Source organism: Serratia nevei (assembly GCF_037948395.1).
Classification (GTDB): domain Bacteria; phylum Pseudomonadota; class Gammaproteobacteria; order Enterobacterales; family Enterobacteriaceae; genus Serratia; species Serratia nevei.
Genome location: NZ_CP149940.1, coordinates 814,298 through 837,258, shown reverse-complemented (window position 1 = coordinate 837,258; position 22,961 = coordinate 814,298). Strand labels below are relative to the sequence as shown.

Genomic DNA, 22,961 nt, shown 5'->3' with positions numbered 1-22,961 from the left:
AGCCAACAGTTCGATGGCTGGCACGGCATGCCTTATCCAGGTTACCAGTACCCATTCATTTTCGTGCACGCCGCCGCCGATCCCGACGGGGTGATGCTCAACAACATGGTCGAGTTTCTGTGGCAGTCACAGCAGTGGTACCAACAGCAGTTCGGCGTGCTGGGCCCGGGCGCATCGGCCTATATCTGGAACCGCTGGGACAATCTGAGTTACGGCCCGGCGGATAGCTGGACCATGTACCACTGGGGTAACGGCACCGCCTGGTCTGGCTATCAACCACGTGCCTTCTTCGGCGCGGCGCGAGCCTGGTTCGAATTACGGCAAGCGAACAAAACGCCACCGCTCAAGCTGGTGGAATATGTCGAGAACTGGTTGCGCTGGCTGATTGATTTCACCAATAACGCCGGCGGTGTCACACCGACCGATTTCCCGATGACCGGTCTGCCGCAACCCGATGCGCAGGACTTTACCGGCCACATGTGCGGCCTGTGGCTGGCCGGCGCAGTGATGGCAAAAATGGCCGGCAGCGAAATAGAGGGCCTCGAACACTTTATCGAACAATGCGTTACGGAATTACAGAGGCACTACCTCAGCACCGGGGACGTGATGGACGGCGGCTGGTCGCCCGCGCCGCGCCCCGGCACCGATAACGGCATGTTTTTCGGCTTTTGGTCAGGCGAAATCCTGCGCGGATTGAGTCTGTATGTGATGTACAAAAACGGCCTTACCTACCCGGCCGGCAAACAGAAGAGAACCACACCATGACAGCAAAATACCGCGTCCTGCTCACCGATCAGGGCAAAGCGCTGCTGGCTAACGCCACAGCAACCGGCCAAAAGCTGGAAATCACGCATATGGCGATCGGCGACGGCGGCGGCTCGCCAACGCAGCCCGGTGAAAATCAGACTAAGCTGGTGAACGAAAAACGCCGCGCTACGCTGAATTCACTGCAGGTAGACGCCGGCAACAGCAACCAGGTGATCGCCGAACAGGTCATTCCGGAGGACGTCGGCGGCTGGTGGATCCGCGAGCTTGGGCTGTATGACAAAAACGGCGTGCTGGTGGCGATCGCCAATACGCCCGATACTTACAAGCCCCTGCTGACCGAAGGCGCCGGCCGCACCCAGGTCGTACGCATGGTGCTGCTGGTCAAAGGCGACGCCAACGCGACCATCGTCGCGGACAAGACCGCCCTGCTGGTATCGCGCGATACGCTGAATGCGGCCATCGCCGAACATGCCCGTTCGCGCAACCACCCGGACGCTACCTTACTGGCCAAGGGCTTCACGCAGTTGAGCAACGACAGCAACAGCGCCAGTGAAACGCTCGCCGCCACCCCCAAAGCGGTGAAAGCGGTCAACGACACCTCGCTGAAAATCGCCGCGAACCTGAAAGACGTACCGAACAAGTCCGCTGCGCGCGACAACCTGGAACTGGGCACCGCCGCCACCCGTAACGTCGGCACGCAAAAAACTAATCTGATGGAGGTGGGTGCGTTCGGTTTAGGAGATGGTCCCAAACATCGCGAAGACGCCTTGAGCAACCTTGGCGAAATCTATCGAGTCAACGGCACATCGAAAAACGCCCCTGGTGGCGGTGTCTATGGCGTCTTGAACCTGCCGTGCGACGGTGGCCCCTCCAGCGGCTATCTGGCGATACAAACCAACGGATGGTGTTACATCGGCACATCCACAACTGCTGATAAGCCGTTGAATTGGTATCGGATTTACACGACAGGTTTTAAACCAACGGCGGCGGATGTCGGCGCTTACAGCAAGGCGGAAGCCGACGGCAAGTTCGTCAAACAGAGCGGCGATACCATTACAGGCAGCTTGACGGTCAACGGCTCAATTGAAACGAAATCGGGATTGACCACGCCTTACGCCACAGTGATAGGATCGTTAACCACCAAAGGCGGCGTCGAATTATTCGGAACCTCGCCCTATATAGATTTCCATTATGGCAATACGAACACGGATTATGATGTTCGCATCATTAATGATAGCCAGGGTCAATTAAGTCTGGGTGCAAAAAACGTTCGGGCCAATGAAAACCTTACCGTTGGTTTAGACGCCCACGTTGATAGAACTCTGTATATCAATGGCCAAGATTTTATTACTAAAAAAGGGGTAATAACCGAAACCAGTGGTAATCGCAATACTCAAGGGCTGCGCATACAAGGTGCAGGTAATCAGTATGTTGATCATTACTTTTATGAGGAGATAGGTAAGCGCGCATTTGGCGCAATGCATGTTTCCTCTGGCGGCTCTGATGGCTGGTTCCAATTTGGTCATCAAGGCGATATTCGCAGCAATGGCCCTTGGCCACGCCTGATGTTAGGTGAAGCAACCTACTTTAATGACGGTAATATCAACGGCAGCATTTGGGGTGGCTATTTAAGCAACTATCTCAACCAAAACTTTGTGCGCGATGTTCGTCTGGGTAATGTGGAAAGCATCGCTACCTGGCGAGGCCCCGGTTACTCGGACAGTGCGGGTTATGTCCTGACCGGTGCAGCAAACAACAATGTGGATGAATACATCGACGTGATTTTCCGTCGGCCGCTGCAAAAGCACATTAATGGTAATTGGGTTACCGTCTGGAGCGTTTAATGATGAATAACATGAAGAACTTTACCCTCGCCGAACCGGAAACGGTAGAGCAGAAACAGCTGGCCGCCTCGCACGGTGTTTTGTTTTTGAAATCTGACACCGGAGAAGACTGGTATGAATGTCAAAAAAGCTTCCGACCTGAGACGGTAAAACTGATGTATGACAAGGACGGGATCATTCGTTCAATCACCGCAAAACCGAATACCGAAGGTCATTATGACGTTTCCGGATTTTTCCCGGAAAATATGAGCGTGGCGGAAATAAAGAGTCTACCTGAAGGGGCAGATATAAACGGACGCTGGCTATTTGACGGAGAAAAAATCACGCTCAGGGAATATTCAGAGGAAGAGTTGCAACAGCAAGCCGCCAATAAAAAAAAGGAGCTGATTAAGCAGAGTTCATTGCAAATAGAAACGCTCAACGACGCCGCCGATCTGGGCATGGCCAGCGAAGAAGAAAAGCGGCTGCTGGCCCGCTGGAAAACCTATCGCGTGCTGCTTAATCGGATCGATTCCGAAGCGGCCCCTGATATCGACTGGCCGCAACCGCCGCAATAACACCGCTCAACGCCCCGCCTGGGGCGTTTTTTTTCTTTATTTTTCCTGCTGTTGTACCAGTTATCCCACACCCCGAATGAGATGCGACACCGCCTCCCAACAGGCATTCTGTCATCACCAACCACAAACGGAGTAATGCTATGGGTGACTATCACCACGGCGTGCGTGTCCTCGAAATCAACGAAGGCACCCGCGTAATTTCCACCGTCTCTACGGCCATTGTCGGCATGGTTTGTACCGCAGAAGATGCCGATACAACCCTGTTTCCTCTCAACACCCCAGTGCTGATTGCCGACGTGCTGGCCGCCAGCGGCAAAGCAGGTAAAAAAGGCACGCTGGCGCCTTCGCTGCTGGCGATCGCCGAGCAGGCTAAGCCAGTGACCGTCGTGGTACGCGTGGCGGAAGGGAAAGACGAAGCCGAAACCACGTCAAATATCATCGGCGGCGCCGATGAAAATGGTAAGTACACCGGCATGAAAGCGCTGCTGGCCGCCCAGGCCGAGCTGGGTGTGAAACCGCGCATTCTGGGTGTACCGGGCCATGATAATCAGGAAGTGGCGACCGCGTTGGCCAGCATCTGCCAACAGCTGCGCGCTTTCGGCTATATCAGCGCTTACGGCTGCAAAACCGTGTCCGACGCCATCAAATACCGAGCCAACTTCAGCCAGCGCGAACTGATGCTGATTTGGCCGGACTTCATCAACTGGAACACCGCCACCAACAGCAGCGACATCGCCTTCGCCACGGCGCGCGCACTGGGGTTGCGTGCCAAGATCGACCAGGAAACCGGCTGGCACAAAACCTTGTCCAACGTCGGCGTCAACGGCGTGAGCGGCATCTCGGCCAGCGTATTTTGGGATCTGCAAACCGCCGGCACCGACGCCGATTTGCTGAATGAAGGCAGTGTCACCACGCTGATCCGCAAAGATGGCTTCAAGTTCTGGGGTTCCCGCACCTGCTCCGACGAGCCGCTGTTCCAGTTTGAAAACTACACCCGCACCGCGCAGGTATTGGCCGATACGATGGCTGAAGCCCACCTGTGGGCTGTTGATCGTCCGCTCACCCCGACGCTGATCCGCGACATGATCGACGGCATCAAGGCCAAGTTCCGCGAACTGAAATCCGCCGGCCTGATCATCGACGGCGACTGCTGGTATGACGAAAGCGCCAACGATAAAGAGACCCTGAAGGCCGGCAAGCTGTTTATCGACTATGACTACACCCCGGTGCCTCCACTGGAAGATCTCACGCTGCGTCAGTGCATTACCGATCGTTACCTGGCGAATTTCGCCACATCCGTGAACAGCTAAGGAGACTGCATCATGGCACTGCCAAAAAAACTGAAATACCTGAACCTGTTTAACGATGGCTTCAACTACATGGGGGTAGTTTCCTCTATGACGCTGCCGAAACTGACCCGCAAACTGGAAAAATTCCGCGGCGGCGGCATGAGCGGCGCAGCCTCGGTGGACTTCGGCTTGGACGATGATGCGCTGGTGGTGGAGTGGACCATGGGCGGCATTGACGAACTGGTGCTCAAGCAATGGGGCCGTATCGATGCAGTGCCGCTGCGCTTTACCGGCTCTTTCCAACGCGATGACACCGGCGACGTCTCCGCACTCGAGGTGGTGATGCGTGGTCGTCATAAAGAGATCGACAGCGGCGACTTCAAGCAGGGTGAAGATACCGAAACCAAGGTTTCCACCGACTGCACCTACTTCAAGCTGAGCATCGACGGCAAAGAGCTGATCGAGATCGATACCGTCAACATGATCGAAAAAGTCGACGGCGTAGACCTGCTGGCGGCGCACCGCCGCGCCATCGGCCTGTAATTTTTCACCTCAACGGCCAGCCTCTGCGCTGGCCCCTTTTCCCAAATTAAAAACTGGATACCCCCATGGAACTGAATGCATCCCCGGAAAATACCATCATCCTGAACACCCCGATCAAACGCGGAGAGAGCGAGATTACCAGCGTACAAGTAACCAAGCCGAATGCCGGCAGCCTGCGCGGCATCGGCCTGGCGGCGCTGGCCAACGCCGATGTCGACGCATTGATCACCATTCTGCCCCGCGTCACTTACCCGAACCTGACCAAGGAAGAGTGTGCTCGCCTTGAACTGCCGGATCTGATCGCGCTGGCCGGCCAGGTGATCGGTTTTTTGTCGCCGACATCGGCCGAGTAACGGTCGATCCCTGTCTGACGGTAGATGACCTGATGGCGGATATTGCAGTGATTTTTCACTGGCCGCCGTCGGAAATGAACGGCATGACGCTGGCGGAGCTGATCGGCTGGCGTCACAGAGCGCTGCAACGCAGCGGAGTAAATACAGATGAGTGATACCGGCAGCAAAGCAGCGTTAAAAGACGCGGACAACACCGTCCGCAAATATCGTCAGCAGCTCAAAATCGAGCGGAAAAACCAATCCCAGCTCGCCGAATTGTTGAAGGTCAAAACGGCGCAAACGGACGCGCTACGCGAACTGGATGATATCCGCAATATCCGCGCAAGCTTGCCCGCGTTCTTATCTTCTCCAGAGGATATTGCGACGGCGCAACAGGCAAACTTAAATTACGTCGTGCAAAGCGCGCGGAAAGCCCTCGCATCTCGCAGTCAACAGCGTCTGGAACAGCAATTGCAGTCGAGAGAGGTGGATATCACCGACTTACCCCTTGCCCAACGCACATTCCAAAAGAAGTCAGACGTGACGCAAAGCCTCCTTACTCATCAACGCGACCAACGCCAGGGCCTGCGCCAAAAGAGACGTGAGGAGGTGCTTAGCGATTACCAACGTCGCCAAGAAAAAATTGGCAAGTTTCGCGACTTCAGCGCACAAAGCGCAGACACGGCCGGTGAAATTTTCGGTGCAGGAAAGACGTTGTTTACACCGGGCATGAAATTCGAGCAACAGATGTCGGGCGTACAGGCACAGTTGGGGTTGAATAACGGCGATCCATATCTGGCCGGTTTGCGCCGGCAAGCAACCGGCATGACTACCGAAGGACAATCGCCGCAAGAGGTCGTTCAAGCACAAACCGCGCTGGCAAGCTCCGGTTACAATGCGCAGGAGGTGCTGGCCGCCGCACCGGCGGCGTTGAGCCTGGCCACAGCCAGCGGCAGCAGCATTGAGGATGCGGTAAAAGCGCTGACGGGGATCCAAAGCACCTTTCAGCTGCCAGTCGCTCAAGCAGGCAATATCGCTGATGTATTGGCCAAAGCCGGCGCCAGTTATCAACTGAGCCTGAGCGAGCTCGAAACCCAGCTGCGTTCGGCCGCGCCCGCAGCGAAACGCGATGGCCTAAGCCTGGAGCAAGCCGCAGCACAACTGGCGCCGTCGGGACGCAGCCTGGGCAAGGTTGACGGCGCGGCCCAGCTATTGGTCACCGTTAAAGGCGACAATCTGGATGGCGATGTCAAAAAGCTGTTCACCTCATGGGACAGTCTGCGCATCGGCCTGTTCGATGGACAGACTGCCGCTTTGCGCCAGCTGACGCAAACCGCTACCGGCTGGTTGACCGCGCTCGACCAGTGGACGCAGGCCAACCCGGCGCTGGCCAATACCTTGATGACCGTCGGCACTGCCATTACCGCATTGGTCGGCGGCCTGTCATCCATCGGTGTTTTCATCGCTCCGGCATTGAGCGCCGTCAATATGCTGATGGCTGGCGCCGGCCTGTTGGGCACGGTATTCACCTCCGTTGGCGGCATGATCGCCGGCGCATTCGCCGCGCTCAGTCTACCGATCGCAGCTGTCGTCGCAGCGATCATCGGCGGCGCCGCCTTAGTGTATAAGTACTGGGAGCCGATCAGCGCCTTTATGGGTGGCGTCGCCAGCGGTTTCGTCGCCGCCATCGCCCCTATCGTCGAAAGTTTCACTCCTATGCTGTCGCTGTTCGAAGGGGTCATCGGCCTGGTCAAAGCCGGCTTTAATGCGCTGCTGGAGCTGCTGACGCCGATCGAGATGACGCAAGAAGGGTTAAACAGCGCCGCTGGCTACGGCAAAGCGTTCGGTGAGATCCTGACGACCGTCTTGACGGCGCCGATCGCGATGTTTGCCAAGCTCAGCGGTAGCGTGATACGGCTGTTGAAAGCCTTCGGCCTGTTGAGCGCCAACCCACCGGACCTGGATGATGAGCAAATCAAAACCGTGCAGAACGATTTGGCAGCCGGCGCGCTGAAAGAGGGGGCGGCGGTACAGAACTATCAACCGGCCATGGCCCCGGGAGCTATCTCAACGGCCAACAACCGTAACATCACCAATCATATGACCATCAATACCACCCCGGGTATGGATCGTCAGGAAGTCGAACAAATCATCAACCATGTGAATCGCCAGAACCAGCTGGATAGCGACAACGCGGTTTATTCAAACTATCGCTTTGCATAAGGAACTTTCATCATGATGCTAACGCTTGGGCTGTTCGTATTTATGTTACGCACAGTCCCTTATCAAACCATGAATCGTCAGATGGACTACCGTTGGCCTGAAAACAACAGGGTTGGACAACGTGCCACCTCACAGTTTCTTGGCGTCGATACGGAGACGATCACGCTCAGCGGTCAACTGCTGCCGGAACTGACCGGCGGACGTCTTTCGTTGCTCACGCTGCAGACCATGGCGGAGCAAGGCCGCGCCTGGCCGCTGATTGAAGGCAGCGGCACCATTTACGGTATGTTCGTGATCCAGAAAATTTCTCAAACCAGCACCCACTTCTTTCCGGATGGGCAGCCGCGACAGATTAATTTCGATATCACGCTGAAACGCGTCGATGAGTCGTTGCATGCCATGTTTGGCGATCTGCGGCAGCAAGCGACCGACTTGCTCGATAAAGCGCAAAAAGCGACGGGGATAAGCTTATGATCACTGAAACCTATCAACCCGTGGGGGCGAAACTCGCCCCCGACTTTATTCTGACACTGAGCGAAAAAGACGTCACGGAGAATATCCGCGATCGGTTGATCTCACTGAAGATGGAGGATTTCAGCGGGTTCAAAGCGGACACCCTCAGCCTCACATTGGATGACGGCGACGGCCAGCTGCGTATGCCCGAGCGGGGGGCGATTCTTGAGCTGTTCCTCGGCTGGCAGGGTTCCGCCTTAATCGGCCAGGGAAAATTCGTCGTCGATACCGTTATCCACAGCGGCACGCCGGATACCCTGCAAATCACCGCCCGCAGCGCGGATTTTCGCAGCTCGATGACACAATTGCGCAGCCTGTCTTATCACGAGAAAACGGTTGGCGATATCGTGCAACAGATCGCCGATCGCAATAACTTGCCGGCTCCCTCGCTGGCGGCGGAGATTGCAGCCATCAGCATTCCTCACATCGACCAAACCAACGAGTCAGACCTGCAGTTTCTCACCCGCCTTGCCATCCTTAACGGTGCTCAGGCCAGCATCAAGTATCAGCGGATTTTGTTTCTGACGCCGGGTATGGGGCGCACAGCGAACGGTGATCCGATCCCTATGATGACGTTGACGCGCAACGACGGCGATCGCCATACCTTTCAATTGGCGGATGCCAAAGCCTACAGCGGCGTCTCCGCCGTTTGGCTCAACACGGATAAGCCCGAAGAGGCGCAGAAAAAGGTCAGCCTTCACCGCCAGCCTTTGGCGCCCAGGAGCGGCGAAGCGCGGCATCCCGCCGCCAAGCCCGGCACGCCCGTCGCCAAGCAGGAGAACGCGTCAAGTTATATGGCGGGCCAACCCGACCAGGTCTACCACATACCGAAAGTATTCCGCGACAAGGTTTCCGCCATGCGCGCGGCCGAAGCAGTATTTAAGCGCATCCAAAAAGGCGTAGCCAGGTTTACGATCAATCTGGCGGTAGGACGTCCAGACCTGTTTCCTGAACGCCCTATTCAGGTGCGCGGCTTTAAAAACGTCATCGATGACCAGCGGTGGGTCATCGATAAAGTCACCCATAACCTGAGCGCCGCAGGCTATACCTGCAGCCTGGATCTGGAGATCTCGTTGGTCGACCTGGCGTACCAAAGCACCGAGTCGTGATATTTCATTTGCATCTTAATCTTGCTTTTGCGAGTTTATGGGCTATTATAAGTCATATAACTTGACGTAGCAGAACGAGGGATTCAACTATGATGCACTGTCCACTATGCGGTCACGTGGCTCACACTCGCTCCAGTCGCTATCTGAGCGAGTCGACCAAAGAGCGTTACCATCAATGCCGCAACATCAACTGCAGCTGTACATTCGCCACTCACGAATCCGTTGCACGGGTGATCGTCAAGCCCGGCGATGACATTGTCCCGGCGCAGCCGCACCCGCCGGAGAATCAGCATAAACAAAGCGCTGCCGCGCTGTAATGCAAAAAGCCTGCTGATGCAGGCTTTTTAATGTCGCTACAACGTGGCCAAATCTCGCAAATGCAACCAAGCCGGATTTTCAGATAAAAAAAGGGGTTGGCATAGGCCAACCCCTGATAACTATTAACTTTTGGATGCAGCGTTAGTTAACGCGGTTCAGACGCTCTTTGATACGAGCAGCCTTACCAGTACGTTCACGCAGGTAGTACAGTTTAGCTTTACGAACGGCACCACGACGTTTAACAGTAATGCTGTCGATTACTGGGGAGTGAGTCTGGAATACGCGCTCAACACCTTCGCCGTTGGAAATCTTACGAACAGTGAATGCAGAGTGCAGACCGCGGTTACGGATAGCGATAACCACGCCCTCGAATGCCTGCAGACGTTTTTTGCTACCTTCAACGACCCATACCTTCACTTCCACGGAATCACCCGGACGGAATGCAGGTACGTCTTGTTTCATCTGCTCTTGTTCAAGTTGCTTAATAATGTTGCTCATAATATGTCTCTTACCCTAGGTAAACTGATATATCGGTCCCGTCTGATGTCAGACGTTTCCTTCATAGTCCTGTTGCCTGGCCTGATGTTCCCGTTGGAACTCAGCCAGCAACACCGCTTGCTCGTCAGTCAGAGCTAGGCTTTCTAGAAGTTCAGGTCTTCTAAGCCAGGTTCGGCCCAGCGACTGCTTTAAGCGCCAGCGACGTATCTCGGCATGGTTGCCCGACAGTAGAACCGGCGGTACTTCCATCCCTTCCAACACCTCTGGGCGGGTATAGTGCGGGCAGTCCAGCAATCCGTCGGCGAAGGAGTCTTCCTCCGCTGAGGCCTGATGGCCCAGCACACCCGGTATGAAACGGGCGACTGAATCAATCAGGGTCATCGCCGGCAGTTCCCCGCCGCTGAGAACGTAATCGCCGATTGACCACTCTTCGTCAATTTCGGTTTGGATTACGCGCTCATCTATCCCTTCGTAACGGCCGCACACCAGAATCATCTTCTGATTGGCCGCCAGTTCGCACACGCCGGTTTGATCCAGCTTGCGCCCCTGAGGTGACAGATAAATCACCTTTGCTCCCTCGCCTGCCGCTTCTTTCGCCGCATGAATGGCTTCCCGTAAAGGTTGCACCATCATCAGCATTCCCGGGCCGCCGCCATAAGGGCGATCGTCCACGGTGCGATGCCGGTCGTAGGTGAAGTCGCGAGGACTCCAACACTGCACGCTCAGCAGGCCATTTTTTACTGCCCGGCCAGTCACCCCGTAATCGGTGATAGCGCGGAACATCTCAGGAAACAGGCTTACAATACCGATGAACACAAGCCAATCCCCTTACCGTTATTCCACTTGCTTCGACCGTTTGATCCGGGGGTCAAAAACCAGGATCCCAATCTGCCTCAATCACGCGGGCAGTGAGATCGACTTTCTTGATAACCTGCCCATGAAGAAACGGAATCAACCGCTCCTTCATGCCGAACGCATCTTTCAGGTTCGCTTTCACAACCATCACATCGTTCGAGCCGGTTTCCATCATATCGATGACTTTACCCAGCTCGTAGCCGGCGGTGGTGACTACCTGGCAGCCCATCAGGTCTTTCCAGTAGTAATCGTCACCCTCCAGCGGAGGAAGTTGCTCAGAATCCACCATAATCTCGCGATTAGTCAGCAGATTCGCCGCGTCCCGATCGTCAATGCCTTTGACCTTGATGATCAGATCCTGACTGTGGCGCTTCCAGTCTTCCAACTCGATATGCTGCCACTGACCCGCCTGCTGGATAAACCACGGCTGATAGTCAAAAATGCTTTCGGCGTTCTCGGTGGATGAAAACACTCTGAGCCAACCACGAATGCCGTAAGCGGACCCCATTTTACCGAGTACAATCGGCTGCTTAGGCGCTACCGGTTTGAGTTGCTTGCTCATTGCCACCACCGCGACAGATTAAGCTGCTTTCTTAGCGTCTTTGATCAGCGCGTGAACGCGATCAGAAACGGTTGCACCCAGACCAACCCAGTGCTCGATGCGGTCCAGGTCCAGACGCAGTGCTTCAGCCTGACCGGAAGCGATCGGGTTGAAGAAGCCTACGCGCTCGATGAAACGACCATCACGAGCGTTGCGGCTGTCGGTCACTACTACTTGATAGAACGGACGCTTTTTAGCGCCGCCACGTGCCAAACGAATTGTTACCATAACATCCTCTTTAGTTAATAAAACAGCCGGGCCCCATTGAGGGACGGGGCCCGGTTGCAATATAAAAAGCCCGAAAATTTTACTCATTTTGGCGCAAAAAGCAATCTAAAGCGTCGATCGCAGGGGACAACTTTTGCAACTTGTCAAATTTCGGGCGGTTTTCACCGCGAACGGCGAATGCTGAAAGCGCCCGCACTCGGCGTGCGGAGGCCCATCAGCGGCCCGGGAAGCCCGGCGGCATCATACCTTTCATGCCGCGCATCATCTTCGCCATACCGCCTTTCTTCATCTTCTTCATCATACGTTGCATTTCGTCGAACTGCTTCAGCAAGCGGTTGACGTCCTGCACCTGCATGCCGGCCCCCATCGCGATGCGGCGCTTGCGCGAGCCCTTGATGATTTCCGGTTTGGCGCGCTCTTTCAGCGTCATCGAGTTGATGATCGCCTCCATGCGCACCAGCACTTTATCGTCCATCTGCGACTTGACGTTGTCCGGCAGCTGGCCGGCGCCCGGCAGCTTGCTCAGCATGTTGGCCATGCCGCCCATGTTGCGCATCTGCTTGAGCTGCTCCAGGAAGTCGGTCAGATCGAAACCGTCACCCTTCTTCAGCTTGTTGGCCAACTTCTCCGCCTGCTCGCGGTCGACCTTGCTTTCGATATCTTCGATCAGCGACAGCACGTCGCCCATGCCCAGGATGCGCGATGCCACGCGATCCGGGTAGAACGGCTCCAGCGCTTCGGTCTTCTCGCCCACGCCGAGGAATTTGATCGGCTTGCCGGTGATATGACGGATGGACAGCGCGGCACCGCCGCGCGCGTCGCCGTCGACCTTGGTCAGCACCACGCCGGTCAGCGGCAGCGCTTCGTTAAACGCCTTGGCGGTATTGGCGGCGTCCTGGCCGGTCATGGCGTCGACCACGAACAGGGTTTCCACCGGCTTGATCGCCGCGTGCACCTGTTTGATCTCGTCCATCATCGCTTCGTCAACGTGCAAACGGCCGGCGGTATCGACGATCAGTACGTCGTAGAACTTCAGCTTGGCCTGTTGCAGCGCGCGATTGACGATGTCGATCGGTTTTTCTTTGACGTCAGACGGGAAGAAATCGATGCCGACGCCTTCCGCCAGCGTTTCCAGCTGTTTGATCGCCGCCGGGCGATAAACGTCCGCGGAAACCACCAACACTTTCTTCTTCTGTTTTTCTTTCAGGAATTTGCCGAGTTTACCGACGCTGGTGGTTTTACCGGCACCCTGCAAGCCCGCCATCAGCACCACCGCCGGCGGCTGGGCCGCCAGATTCAGCTCGGTGTTGACTTCGCCCATCGCGGCGATCAGCTCGCCTTTGACGATCTTGACGAACTCCTGCCCCGGCGTCAGGCTCTTGTTGACTTCATGGCCGACCGCGCTCTCTTTGACGCGGTTGATGAAGTCGCGCACCACCGGCAGCGCAACGTCCGCTTCCAGCAATGCCATGCGCACTTCACGCAGGGTTTCCTTGATATTCTCTTCGGTCAGCCGCCCGCGGCCGCTGATATTGCGCAACGTGCGCGACAATCGATCGGTTAAATTTTCAAACATCGTCTCATGCTCAACGTGTAATGACAGGCCGCTCCGGCGACACAATTGCGCCGATGATAACACGAAGCGCGGCGGATCTCTGCCTCAGCGTTGGAGATAGGTTGGAGTGAAACGCGCGCAACGTTATACTGACACTCCAATTAACCACGCCGAAGCAAAATTAAACGCTATGCCAGTTTTCTCCATTGTGGCTTTGATGGCCTACCTGCTCAGCCTTGGACTGATCATTCCCAGCTTGTTGCGGAAGAACAGCGCATACCGTCGGCTTGCCCTCGTCTCGGCGGTGGTGGCGCTGATTTGCCATGCCATCGCGCTGCAGCAGCGCATCTTTGACGTCAGCGCCGGGCAGAATCTCAGCCTGCTGAACATTGGCTCCATCGTCAGCCTGATCATCTGCTCGGTGATGACCTTCGTCGCCTCGCGCGACCGCGGCTGGTTCCTGCTGCCGATCGTCTACAGCTTCGCGATGATCAACCTGGCCTTCGCCAGCTTCATGCCCGGCGAGTTCATCACTCACCTGGAAGCCAGCCCGGAACTGATGGTGCATATCGGCCTGGCGCTGTTCTCTTACGCTACCCTGATCATCGCCGCGCTCTACGCCTTGCAGCTCGCCTGGCTCGACTACCTTCTGAAAAACAAGAAGTTGACCTTTAGTGCCGACATGCCGCCGCTGATGAGCATCGAGCGCAAGATGTTCCATATCACCCAGATCGGCGTGGTGCTGCTGACGCTCACCCTGTGCACCGGCTTGCTGTACATGGATAATCTGTTCAGCAAAGAGAACGTGCATAAAGCCGTGCTGTCGATCATGGCCTGGTTCGTGTATATCGTGCTGTTGTGGGGCCATTATCATGAAGGCTGGCGCGGCCGCCGCGTCGTCTGGTTCAGCTTCGCCGGCGCCTTCCTGCTGACGCTCGCCTACTTCGGCAGCCGTCTGATTCAGCAGGTGATGGTGCGCTAAGCCAGCCCGGTTCAATTCTCCCTATCTATAAGGAATACTGCATTGGAGCATGTGTCGACGGGGACCCTCATCATTATCCTGGTGATCATGATCGTGGTCTCCGCTTACTTCTCCGCTTCCGAAACCGGCATGATGACGCTCAACCGTTATCGCCTGCGTCACCTGTCCAAACAGGGCAACCGCTCGGCGCGTCGGGTGGAGAAGCTGCTGCAAAAACCGGATCGACTGATCGGCCTGGTGCTGATCGGCAACAACCTGGTCAACATCCTCGCCTCGGCGCTAGCGACCATCGTCGGCATGCGGCTGTATGGCGATCTCGGCGTGGCGATCGCGACCGGCATACTGACCTTCGCCGTGCTGCTGTTCGCCGAAGTGCTGCCAAAGACCTTCGCCGCCCTCTATCCGGAACGTATTGCCTTCCCCAGCAGCGTCCTGCTGGCCCCATTGCAAAAGGTGATGTTCCCGCTGGTCTGGCTGCTCAACGGCATCACCAGCCTGACCTTGCGCCTGTTCGGCATCCGCACCAACGTGCGCATCAGCGACGCCGTCAGCAAGGATGAGCTGCGCACTATCGTGCGCGAATCCCAGTCGCAAATCTCCCGACGCAACCAGGACATGCTGATCTCGGTGCTGGACCTGGAAAAGGTGACGGTTAACGACATCATGGTGCCGCGCACCGAGATCGTCGGCATCGACGTCAACGACGACTGGAAATCGATCATGCGCCAGCTGACCCACTCGCCGCACGGCCGCATCGTGCTGTATCGCAGCTCGCTGGACGACGCGATCGGCATGCTGCGCGTGCGCGAAGCCTACCGCCTGATGACCGAGAAAAAAGAGTTCAACAAAGAGAACCTGCTGCGCGCCGCCGATGAAATCTACTTCGTGCCGGAAGGCACGCCGCTCAACGTGCAGCTGGTGAAGTTCCAGCGCAACAAAGAGAAGGTCGGCATCGTGGTCGACGAGTACGGCGACATTCAGGGCCTGGTCACGGTAGAAGACATTCTCGAAGAGATCGTCGGCGACTTCACCACCTCAATGTCACCAACGCTGGCGGAAGAGGTCACGCCGCAGAGCGATGGCTCGGTCTTGATCGACGGTACCGCCAACGTGCGCGAACTGAACAAGGCCTTCAACTGGACCCTGCCGGCCAGCGAGGCCCGCACCGTCAACGGCATGCTGCTCGAAGAGCTGGAAGAGATCCCTGAAACCGGCACCCGGGTGCGTATCGGCCATTACGATATCGACATTCTCGACGTGCAGGGCAACATGATCAAACAGGTGCGAGTCACGCCGATCACCTCGCTGCAATCCAGCGTCGGCCACCACTGACCGCCAGTCTGAAAGTAAAAAAGACGCGAAATCGCGTCTTTTTTTATCTCTGCGGGAAACTCGCGGCTAGATATGCAGTTCCTGCAGCTTCTCTTTCGGCAGCGCCAGCTCGTCGTTGTGGTTAACCACCACGTCGTTATCCAGGATGTGCTTGGCGATCTCCTGCGCTTCTTCCAGCGAGTGCATATGGTAAGTGCCGCACTGGTATTCGTTCAGCTCAGGGATTTTGCGCTGGTCGGTCACTTTCAGCACGTCGGCCATCGCCGCTTTCCACGCATCGGCTACGCGCTGCTCTTCCGGCACGCCGATCAGGCTCATGTAGAAACCGGTACGACAGCCCATCGGGGAGATGTCGATAATCTCCACGCCCTGGCCGTTCAGGTGGTCACGCATAAAGCCGGCGAACAGGTGCTCCAGCGTGTGAATGCCGCGCTCGGGCATCACTTCCAGGTTCGGGCGGCAAAAGCGCAGATCAAACACCGTGATGGTATCGCCATGAGGCGTTTTCATGGTTTTCGCAACGCGGACAGCCGGAGCTGCCATACGGGTATGATCGACGGTAAAGCTATCCAGCAATGGCATTTCGCTACCTCCTCGTAAAAGAGCATTTATTTCGAAACTTTTTTTCCTAACCGGGAAACCTTTTCTAACCCTGCGAGTCTGAGTATGTGAAAGACGCGCATTTGTTATCATCATCCCTGTCATCAGAGATGCATATTTGGCCACATTGATGTGGCCTTTTTCTTTTTCAGCTTCCGCCGTTTTGCTTCAGGAACGCTTCAAAGCTTAGCGTATCATTGGCTTCTATGTCGCGTTGGCGCTGCCACGAGGCTTCCCGCTCTTTATCCAGCTCGGCTTCGTTCAGGATTTCCAACGGCTCTTCCAGCAACGTCTGACGATACTGCTCCGCCAGCTGCAACCCGACGCGCCCGGTGCCTTCCGCCTTCATCGCCTTCAGAATGCGCGCAGAGAAGGTCAACTCAGGATCGTCGAACGCGGCAACCAGCTCATCACACACCTGCTGGTATTGACGGTTGCCGGCTTCGCCGTCCAACACTTCCGCCACCCGACGCAGATCGGCGAACAGCGCCTTACCCACTTTTTCGAGCGGTTCATGGCTGGCGCCACAGCCGATGCCGATGGTCTGGCCCGGCTTACGCCCTTCCAGAATCACCCGGTTCCAGTTCTTGCGCGTGCACAGCAGTTCATCGCTGCTCATCTCCGGCGCATCGGCCAGCGCGCACCACACCAGGAACAGATCCAGGAAACGCGCCTGCACCGAGTCCACGCCGATTGGCGAGAACGGGTTGATATCCAGCGAACGCACTTCGATGTATTCGATGCCGCCGCGCAGCAGCGCGTCCGACGGCGTCTCGCCGCTTTGGGTCACGCGCTTCGGCCGGATCGGCGCATACAGCTCGTTCTCGATTTGCAGCACGTTGCTGTTCAGCTGCAGGTAGCGATCGCCCTCTTTCACGCCCAGCTTGGCGAACTCTTCAGAAGGCGTCGCAATTGCCCGCTTCAGACCGGCCACATAGCTGTGCAGATCGTTGAAGGTGATACCCAAATTGCTCTGCGACTTGTTGGTGTAACCCAGGTCGCTCAGACGCAGCGAGGTGGCGTACGGCAGGTAGCACATCCCCTGCTCGGTGCGCTCGAACGGCAGATTGGTCTCACGCCCTTTGAGGAACGAAGAACAAATGGCCGGCGATGCGCCGAACAGATACGGGATCACCCAACCGAAACGGTAATAGTTGCGGATCAGGCGGAAATACCCCGCCGAGATCTGCTCTTTACCGCTTTCTGCGTCCTGCACCCCGGCCCAGGCCTGCCAAAACTCCAGCGGCAGCGAGAAGTTGTAGTGCACGCCGGAAATGGTCTGCATCAGCGCGCCGTAGCGATTCTTCAGCCCTTCGCGGTACAGCGTCTTCATGCGGCCGATGTTCGACGAACCAAACTGCGCCAGCTCGATATCCTGCTCGGCTTCGATAAAGCACGGCATGCTGAGCGGCCACATACGCTCATCGCCGATATTGCGCGCCACGTAACGATGAATATCGCGCAGGAACGTCAGCAGGTGATCGATGTTGTCATCAACCGGCGTAATGAACTCTAACAGCGCTTCGGCGAAATCCGTGGTGATCCAGTGGTGCGTCAATGCCGCGCCCAGCTTTTCCGGATGCCCGGTGGTCGCCAAGGTGCCGTTCGGCGTGACCCGCAGCGTTTCACGCTCGATGCCACGACGAATACCTTTTAATGCCTGGGGATGGGCTTCCAACCAAGAAAGCGCCTGTGATACGTCCGGGATCAAATTGACCTCCCGCTTCTAAAAACAATAACTCGTAAGCATACTGAATCCGCACCCGAGAGAATATTGAGTTATATTCACTTGGTTACTGCCACCAGGCGATGCCCTGTACCGTTATCATAGCCAAAACGATGTAACGCAGCGCCTTTCCGATACACAGAAACAGCGCGACAGAGCCCCAGGGCATGCGCAGCCAACCTGCCAACACGCACAACAAATCGCCCACCACCGGCACCCAGCTGAGCAGCAGCGCAGCCGGGCCGAAGCGTTGCAGCCACCCGAGCGCCGTTGCCAGCCCCCGCTGTGGTTTCAACGCCGGTAACAGGCGCCCGATAATGACATTGGTCAAGCCACCCAGCGTGTTGCCCAGAGTCGCGGCCAGCACCAGCAACTCCGGCGAGACGCGACTCTGGGTCAGCAAGGCGACCAGAACGATTTCTGAATTTCCCGGCAGCAGCGTCGCACTGAGGAAGCTACTGCCAAATAACGATATTACGACTAGCGTACTACTCACAGCGTACGGACGTCTACCACAGCCATACCGGCACTTTTCGCCGCCTGAATGCCGAAATCGGCGTCTTCAAACACCACGCATTTTTCCGGCGGCACGCCGATCAGTTCGGCACAGCGCAAGAAGGTGTCCGGCTCCGGTTTGTGGCGCTGCACGTCGTCCGCACCGACGATCGCGTCGAAGCAGTTGAACAGGCCGAGATGACGCAGCAGCATTTCCGCCATGCGGTGCTCGCTGCCGGTACCGACCGCCATCGGACGGCGGCCGTGATAGGACTTCACCACCTCGATCAGCGGCAATGGACGCACGCTGTCCAACAGCATCGCTTCCACCGCGCGGGTTTTCTCCGCGGCCAGGTGATGGGGATCGAGATCGGCCTGATGGCTGGCGATAATCGCCTGGGCGATGCGCCAGGTCGGTGAACCGCTCAGCGCCACCATGGCCGCTTCATCAAACGTCATGCCATAACGGGACAGCACTTCACGCCACGCTTTGCGGTGCGTTGGCTCGGTGTCCAGAATCGTGCCGTCCATGTCGAAAATAAGACCCTGATAGCGGTCGTACATCGTTACTCCATGATCGTTGAGGAAAGAAAACTACTTTAGCGTAAAGCCGTTGGGTTGTCGCTGACTGCGTCATAACGGAATGTGCTGTGCCCGATCGGGCGCAAAGGAGGACGGGGGAGAGAGAATGGCTAAATGCTGAAAAGCGAAAAACCCGCCGAAGCGGGTTTCTCTTAGATGGTGCATCCGGGAGGATTCGAACCTCCGACCGCTCGGTTCGTAGCCGAGTACTCTATCCAGCTGAGCTACGGATGCATTACTATTTTTACTGCTTGCCTGCTTCGCTAATGAAGCCAGACTTAAAGAATGGTGCATCCGGGAGGATTCGAACCTCCGACCGCTCGGTTCGTAGCCGAGTACTCTATCCAGCTGAGCTACGGATGCACAGTAATTCTTTGATACCCTATGGTACTTTGTTCCCAACTCTACCATACGGCTAATATGGTGCATCCGGGAGGATTCGAACCTCCGACCGCTCGGTTCGTAGCCGAGTACTCTATCCAGCTGAGCTACGGATGCAAATGGCGGTGAGGCGGGGATTCGAACCCCGGATGCAGCTTTTGACCGCATACTCCCTTAGCAGGGGAGCGCCTTCAGCCTCTCGGCCACCTCACCAAACGCTTCTTTCGAATTGCGCCTAACTTGCTTTAGAGAAGCTCATCGGCACTGCGTGGCGCACATATTACTTTCTCCGACTTTTAAGTCAAACAATTTTTCCCAACTCATGCGCGTTTGCACAATTCGCACCCAACATGGGCGATTTCACGGCAAAAAGGGCGTTTTATCAACAGGCAACCGCAGCATCTGTAGCAACAAAGCAGGGAACTAACCGGGAAAATAATCACGAAAAAGAGAGGGGAGAACGAAAGAAGTGGGTAAAACGATGCAGTAGCGTCTCGTCTGGCAACGAGACGCTGCTTCGGAATCAGTAAGTCGTCTGCTGAGACTTCTCTGCCTGAATGCGCTGATAGATTTCTTCACGGTGAACCGAAACCTCTTTGGGGGCGTTCACACCAATACGCACCTGGTTGCCTTTTACCCCTAGCACAGTGACCGTAACCTCATCGCCAATCATGAGGGTTTCACCAACTCGACGAGTCAGAATTAACATTCTTTGCTCCTTGAAAGATTAAAAGAGTCGGGTCTCTCAGTTTCCCCGTCATTATCCATCATATGTGGTGAAAACGTAAGCCGCGCAACCCACAATAAGTGTAAGCAGACTTGGTCCCACCTCAGATAATGGTAAGTTTAGCCGACCTGAAAAACTTTGTTCCCGCAATTGTAACTAAATTGTGTTAGCACAGTATGAAAACGCCATAATCAACAAAGTATTATGGCGTTTGTGCGTGCTATTTATTTATGTTCACAGCTTCGAGGCCACCCAGGCTTCTACGCTGTTTAACGCCGCTGGCAGGGCGTTGATATCCGTCCCCCCCGCCATCGCCATATCAGGGCGACCACCGCCCTTGCCGCCTACCTGCTGCGCCACGTTGCCAATCAACTCGCCGGCTTTCACGCGGTCAGTCAGATCCTTGGTCACGCCTGCAACCAGGCTGACTTTGTCATCAGCCGTCGTTGCCAACACGATGATGGCTGAACCCAATTGATTTTTCAGGTCATCCACCATGGTGCGCAGCATTTTGGCTTCGACATTGTCCAACTGGCTGACCAACAGCTTCACGCCGTTAACCACTTTTGCCTGGCTGGACAGCGACGCGCTTTCCTGCGCCGCCTGCTGATCTTTCAACTGCTGCAGTTCTTTTTCCAGCGCGCGGGTGCGATCGAGCACCGAGCGCACTTTATCGGTCAGGGTGTTGCTGTCGCCCTTAACCAGCTGCGCAACGTCTTGCAACAAATCGCTTTGCTGGTGCAGCGTGGCGATAGCGCCTGCGCCGGTCACCGCTTCAATACGACGGATGCCCGCCGCGGTGCCCGACTCGCTCAGAATACGGAACAGGCCAATATCGCCGGTGCGGCTGGCATGAGTACCGCCACACAGCTCGGTGGAGAAGTCGCCCATGGTCAGTACGCGCACGTTGTCATCGTACTTCTCGCCAAACAGCGCCATCGCGCCCTTCTCTTTGGCATCTTCCAACGCCATCAGCTCGGTCTGTACCGGCAGGTTACGACGCACCTGCTGGTTCACCAGATCTTCCACCGCGCGGATTTGCTCCGGCTTCATCGCTTCGAAGTGCGAGAAGTCGAAACGCAGATATTTGTCGTTAACCAGCGAGCCTTTCTGCGCGACGTGGTCGCCCAGCGTTTGGCGCAGCGCGGCGTGCAGCAAGTGAGTCGCGGAGTGGTTCAGACGGATGCTGTTGCGGCGCTCAGCGTCGATCTGCGCATCCACGCGATCGTTCAGCTTCAGCGAGCCCTGCGCCAGTTTGCCCTGGTGGCCGATAGCCTGGCCGTATTTCTGGGTGTCGTTGACCACAAACTCTACGCCGGCGGCTTTCAGCACGCCTTTATCGCCGACCTGGCCGCCGGATTCACCGTAGAACGGCGTCTCATCCAGCACCACCACCGCCTCTTCGCCGGCGTTGATCCGATCGACCGGCTGGCCGTCGCGGAACAGCGCGATGACAGTTGCCTGCTGCTCGTCGTGATCGTAACCGCTGAACTGGCTGCTGCCGTCCACGCGGATCAGGCTGTTGTAATCGGCGCCGAAACCGCTGGATTCGCGCGCACGGCGGCGCTGCGCTTCCATCGCTTCTTCAAAGCCCGCTTCATCGACTTTCAGACCGCGCTCGCGGCAGACGTCAGCGGTCAGATCGACCGGGAAACCGTAGGTATCGTACAAACGGAAAGCGGTTTCGCCGTCCAGGGTATCGCCCTGCAGCTTGGCCAGCTCTTCGTCCAACAGCGCCAGGCCACGCTCCAGCGTGCGGGCAAACTGCTCCTCTTCGGTTTTCAGCACCTGCTCCACCAACGATTGCTGGCGTTTCAGTTCGTCGGCCGCCGGGCCCATCACTTCGATCAGTGGCGCCACCAGCTTGTAGAAGAAGGTGTCTTTCGCGCCCAGCATGTTGCCATGGCGGATCGCGCGACGAATGATGCGGCGCAGCACGTAGCCGCGGTTTTCGTTAGACGGGATCACGCCATCCGACACCAGGAAGGCGCAGGAACGGATGTGGTCGGCGATAACGCGCAGGGATTTGTTGTCCAGATCGGTTGCACCGGTCACTTTTGCCACGGCGGCGATCAGGGTACGGAACAGATCGATTTCGTAGTTGGAGTTCACATGCTGCAACACCGCCGCGATGCGCTCCAGGCCCATACCGGTATCCACCGAAGGTTTCGGCAGCGGCAGCATGGTGCCGTCGGACTGGCGGTTGAACTGCATGAAAACGATGTTCCAGATCTCGATGTAGCGGTCGCCGTCTTCTTCCGGGCTGCCAGGAGGGCCGCCCCAGATGTGATCGCCGTGATCGTAGAAAATCTCGGTGCACGGGCCGCATGGGCCGGTGTCGCCCATCTGCCAGAAGTTGTCGGAAGCGAAAGGCGCGCCCTTGTTGTCGCCGATGCGGATAATGCGCTCGGCCGGTACGCCGATTTGCTTCTGCCAGATGTCGAACGCTTCGTCATCGGTTTCATACACGGTGACCCACAGTCGCTCTTTCGGCAGGTTGAACCAGTTTTCACCGGTCAGCAGTTCCCACGCGTAGCTGATCGCGTCATGCTTGAAGTAATCGCCGAAGCTGAAGTTGCCCAGCATTTCAAAGAAGGTGTGGTGACGGGCGGTATAGCCGACGTTTTCCAGGTCATTGTGCTTGCCGCCTGCGCGCACGCAGCGCTGCGAGGTGGTGGCACGGGAATAGGCGCGTTTGTCCAGCCCCAGGAAAACATCCTTAAATTGGTTCATGCCGGCATTGGTAAACAGCAATGTCGGATCATTGTTAGGCACCAGGGAGCTGCTCGCTACAACCTGGTGACCCTTACTATGAAAGAAATCGAGAAACGCTTGACGGATCTCAGCGGTGCTCTTGCTCATAATTTTCCTGGAAAGGCTAGAATAACGACACGTGAGCCGGT

23 protein-coding genes and 4 tRNA genes are annotated in these 22,961 nt (G+C 56.6%); 12 read left to right on the top strand and 15 right to left on the bottom strand.

All coding sequences use genetic code 11. The features are described 5' to 3' along the window. Window positions 1–761: 761 nt before the first annotated feature. The 10 genes from V8N38_RS03855 (at window position 762) to V8N38_RS03810 (ending at window position 9,495) form a co-directional block, all read left to right on the top strand. Window positions 762–2,612, top strand: coding sequence for a phage tail protein (locus tag V8N38_RS03855; RefSeq protein ID WP_244951305.1), 1,851 nt, complete (start codon window positions 762–764; stop codon window positions 2,610–2,612). After that, a complete protein-coding gene (locus V8N38_RS03850; protein ID WP_084826808.1) occupies window positions 2,612–3,169 on the top strand; it encodes a tail fiber assembly protein in 558 nt (185 codons plus the stop codon). Before V8N38_RS03855 ends, V8N38_RS03850 begins: the two co-directional genes overlap by 1 nt. A 140-nt stretch (window positions 3,170–3,309) precedes the next feature. Beyond that, entirely contained in the window at window positions 3,310–4,479 is a 1,170-nt protein-coding gene (locus V8N38_RS03845; RefSeq protein ID WP_147839756.1) for a phage tail sheath protein, read from the top strand. Window positions 4,480–4,491: 12 nt separating this feature from the next. Continuing rightward, window positions 4,492–5,001 (top strand): phage major tail tube protein, encoded by a 510-nt coding sequence (locus V8N38_RS03840; protein ID WP_084826810.1) that lies wholly within the window; start codon window positions 4,492–4,494, stop codon window positions 4,999–5,001. 65 nt (window positions 5,002–5,066) lie between these two features. Further along, window positions 5,067–5,354, top strand: a complete 288-nt coding sequence (locus V8N38_RS03835) for a phage tail assembly protein (RefSeq protein ID WP_084826811.1) — start codon at window positions 5,067–5,069, stop codon at window positions 5,352–5,354. 32 nt (window positions 5,355–5,386) lie between these two features. Continuing rightward, a complete protein-coding gene (locus tag V8N38_RS03830) occupies window positions 5,387–5,509 on the top strand; it encodes a GpE family phage tail protein (RefSeq protein ID WP_084826812.1) in 123 nt (40 codons plus the stop codon). Beyond that, a complete protein-coding gene (locus tag V8N38_RS03825) occupies window positions 5,502–7,556 on the top strand; it encodes a phage tail tape measure protein (RefSeq protein ID WP_147839755.1) in 2,055 nt (684 codons plus the stop codon). The genes V8N38_RS03830 and V8N38_RS03825 overlap by 8 nt, the downstream gene beginning before the upstream one ends. 12 nt (window positions 7,557–7,568) lie before the next feature. Continuing rightward, window positions 7,569–8,030 (top strand): phage tail protein, encoded by a 462-nt coding sequence (locus V8N38_RS03820; protein ID WP_147839754.1) that lies wholly within the window; start codon window positions 7,569–7,571, stop codon window positions 8,028–8,030. Further along, window positions 8,027–9,178: a contractile injection system protein, VgrG/Pvc8 family gene (locus V8N38_RS03815; RefSeq protein ID WP_089185487.1), complete on the top strand. Its 1,152-nt coding sequence runs from the start codon at window positions 8,027–8,029 to the stop codon at window positions 9,176–9,178. Before V8N38_RS03820 ends, V8N38_RS03815 begins: the two co-directional genes overlap by 4 nt. An 89-nt stretch (window positions 9,179–9,267) precedes the next feature. Then, window positions 9,268–9,495, top strand: a complete 228-nt coding sequence (locus V8N38_RS03810; RefSeq protein WP_016929021.1) for an ogr/Delta-like zinc finger family protein — start codon at window positions 9,268–9,270, stop codon at window positions 9,493–9,495. 142 nt (window positions 9,496–9,637) lie between these two features. Here V8N38_RS03810 and rplS read toward each other — a convergent pair whose 3' ends face one another. The 5 genes from rplS to ffh form a co-directional block, all read right to left on the bottom strand. Next, window positions 9,638–9,994, bottom strand: a complete 357-nt coding sequence (gene rplS, locus V8N38_RS03805; protein ID WP_015376707.1) for a 50S ribosomal protein L19 — start codon at window positions 9,992–9,994, stop codon at window positions 9,638–9,640. 48 nt (window positions 9,995–10,042) lie between these two features. Continuing rightward, window positions 10,043–10,810 carry a tRNA (guanosine(37)-N1)-methyltransferase TrmD gene (gene trmD, locus V8N38_RS03800; RefSeq protein ID WP_060440743.1) on the bottom strand — a complete coding sequence of 256 codons (768 nt, stop codon included), beginning with the start codon at window positions 10,808–10,810 and terminating at the stop codon, window positions 10,043–10,045. Between the two features lie 52 nt (window positions 10,811–10,862). Continuing rightward, a complete protein-coding gene (rimM, locus tag V8N38_RS03795) occupies window positions 10,863–11,411 on the bottom strand; it encodes a ribosome maturation factor RimM (RefSeq protein WP_019455135.1) in 549 nt (182 codons plus the stop codon). Window positions 11,412–11,429: 18 nt separating this feature from the next. Then, window positions 11,430–11,678, bottom strand: a complete 249-nt coding sequence (rpsP, locus tag V8N38_RS03790; RefSeq protein ID WP_004932501.1) for a 30S ribosomal protein S16 — start codon at window positions 11,676–11,678, stop codon at window positions 11,430–11,432. Window positions 11,679–11,892: 214 nt separating this feature from the next. Next, on the bottom strand, window positions 11,893–13,254 hold the full coding sequence (gene ffh / locus V8N38_RS03785) for a signal recognition particle protein (RefSeq protein ID WP_004932504.1): 1,362 nt from the start codon (window positions 13,252–13,254) through the stop codon (window positions 11,893–11,895). A gap of 169 nt (window positions 13,255–13,423) precedes the next feature. Between ffh and V8N38_RS03780 the strand changes: the two genes are divergently transcribed. Both V8N38_RS03780 and V8N38_RS03775 read left to right on the top strand, forming a co-directional pair. Further along, complete coding sequence (locus tag V8N38_RS03780) at window positions 13,424–14,215, top strand: inner membrane protein YpjD (protein ID WP_004932506.1); 792 nt, start codon at window positions 13,424–13,426, stop codon at window positions 14,213–14,215. 42 nt (window positions 14,216–14,257) lie between these two features. Then, a complete protein-coding gene (locus tag V8N38_RS03775; protein ID WP_038871814.1) occupies window positions 14,258–15,547 on the top strand; it encodes an HlyC/CorC family transporter in 1,290 nt (429 codons plus the stop codon). A gap of 66 nt (window positions 15,548–15,613) precedes the next feature. On the opposite strand, the gene luxS is transcribed toward V8N38_RS03775, so the two are convergent. The 10 genes from luxS to alaS form a co-directional block, all read right to left on the bottom strand. Further along, on the bottom strand, window positions 15,614–16,129 hold the full coding sequence (gene luxS / locus V8N38_RS03770) for an S-ribosylhomocysteine lyase (RefSeq protein ID WP_019455133.1): 516 nt from the start codon (window positions 16,127–16,129) through the stop codon (window positions 15,614–15,616). Window positions 16,130–16,295: 166 nt separating this feature from the next. Beyond that, window positions 16,296–17,858: a glutamate--cysteine ligase gene (gene gshA, locus V8N38_RS03765; protein ID WP_147839753.1), complete on the bottom strand. Its 1,563-nt coding sequence runs from the start codon at window positions 17,856–17,858 to the stop codon at window positions 16,296–16,298. An 82-nt stretch (window positions 17,859–17,940) separates the two neighbouring features. Continuing rightward, window positions 17,941–18,369 carry a YqaA family protein gene (locus V8N38_RS03760; protein ID WP_147839752.1) on the bottom strand — a complete coding sequence of 143 codons (429 nt, stop codon included), beginning with the start codon at window positions 18,367–18,369 and terminating at the stop codon, window positions 17,941–17,943. Then, the gene (gene yqaB, locus V8N38_RS03755) at window positions 18,366–18,932 is read right to left on the bottom strand and encodes a fructose-1-phosphate/6-phosphogluconate phosphatase (protein WP_033637176.1); all 567 of its coding nucleotides are present in this window, start codon (window positions 18,930–18,932) and stop codon (window positions 18,366–18,368) included. The genes V8N38_RS03760 and yqaB overlap by 4 nt, the downstream gene beginning before the upstream one ends. Before the next feature lie 175 nt (window positions 18,933–19,107). After that, window positions 19,108–19,184: transfer RNA gene (locus tag V8N38_RS03750), tRNA-Arg, on the bottom strand. A gap of 52 nt (window positions 19,185–19,236) precedes the next feature. Next, window positions 19,237–19,313: transfer RNA gene (locus V8N38_RS03745), tRNA-Arg, on the bottom strand. Between the two features lie 58 nt (window positions 19,314–19,371). Then, a tRNA-Arg gene (locus V8N38_RS03740) sits at window positions 19,372–19,448 on the bottom strand. A 3-nt stretch (window positions 19,449–19,451) separates the two neighbouring features. Continuing rightward, window positions 19,452–19,544 (bottom strand) — tRNA-Ser (locus V8N38_RS03735). Window positions 19,545–19,854: 310 nt separating this feature from the next. Next, window positions 19,855–20,040 (bottom strand): carbon storage regulator CsrA, encoded by a 186-nt coding sequence (csrA, locus tag V8N38_RS03730; protein ID WP_004091602.1) that lies wholly within the window; start codon window positions 20,038–20,040, stop codon window positions 19,855–19,857. 252 nt (window positions 20,041–20,292) lie between these two features. Next, window positions 20,293–22,920: an alanine--tRNA ligase gene (gene alaS, locus V8N38_RS03725; protein WP_060425322.1), complete on the bottom strand. Its 2,628-nt coding sequence runs from the start codon at window positions 22,918–22,920 to the stop codon at window positions 20,293–20,295. Window positions 22,921–22,961: the final 41 nt, after the last annotated feature.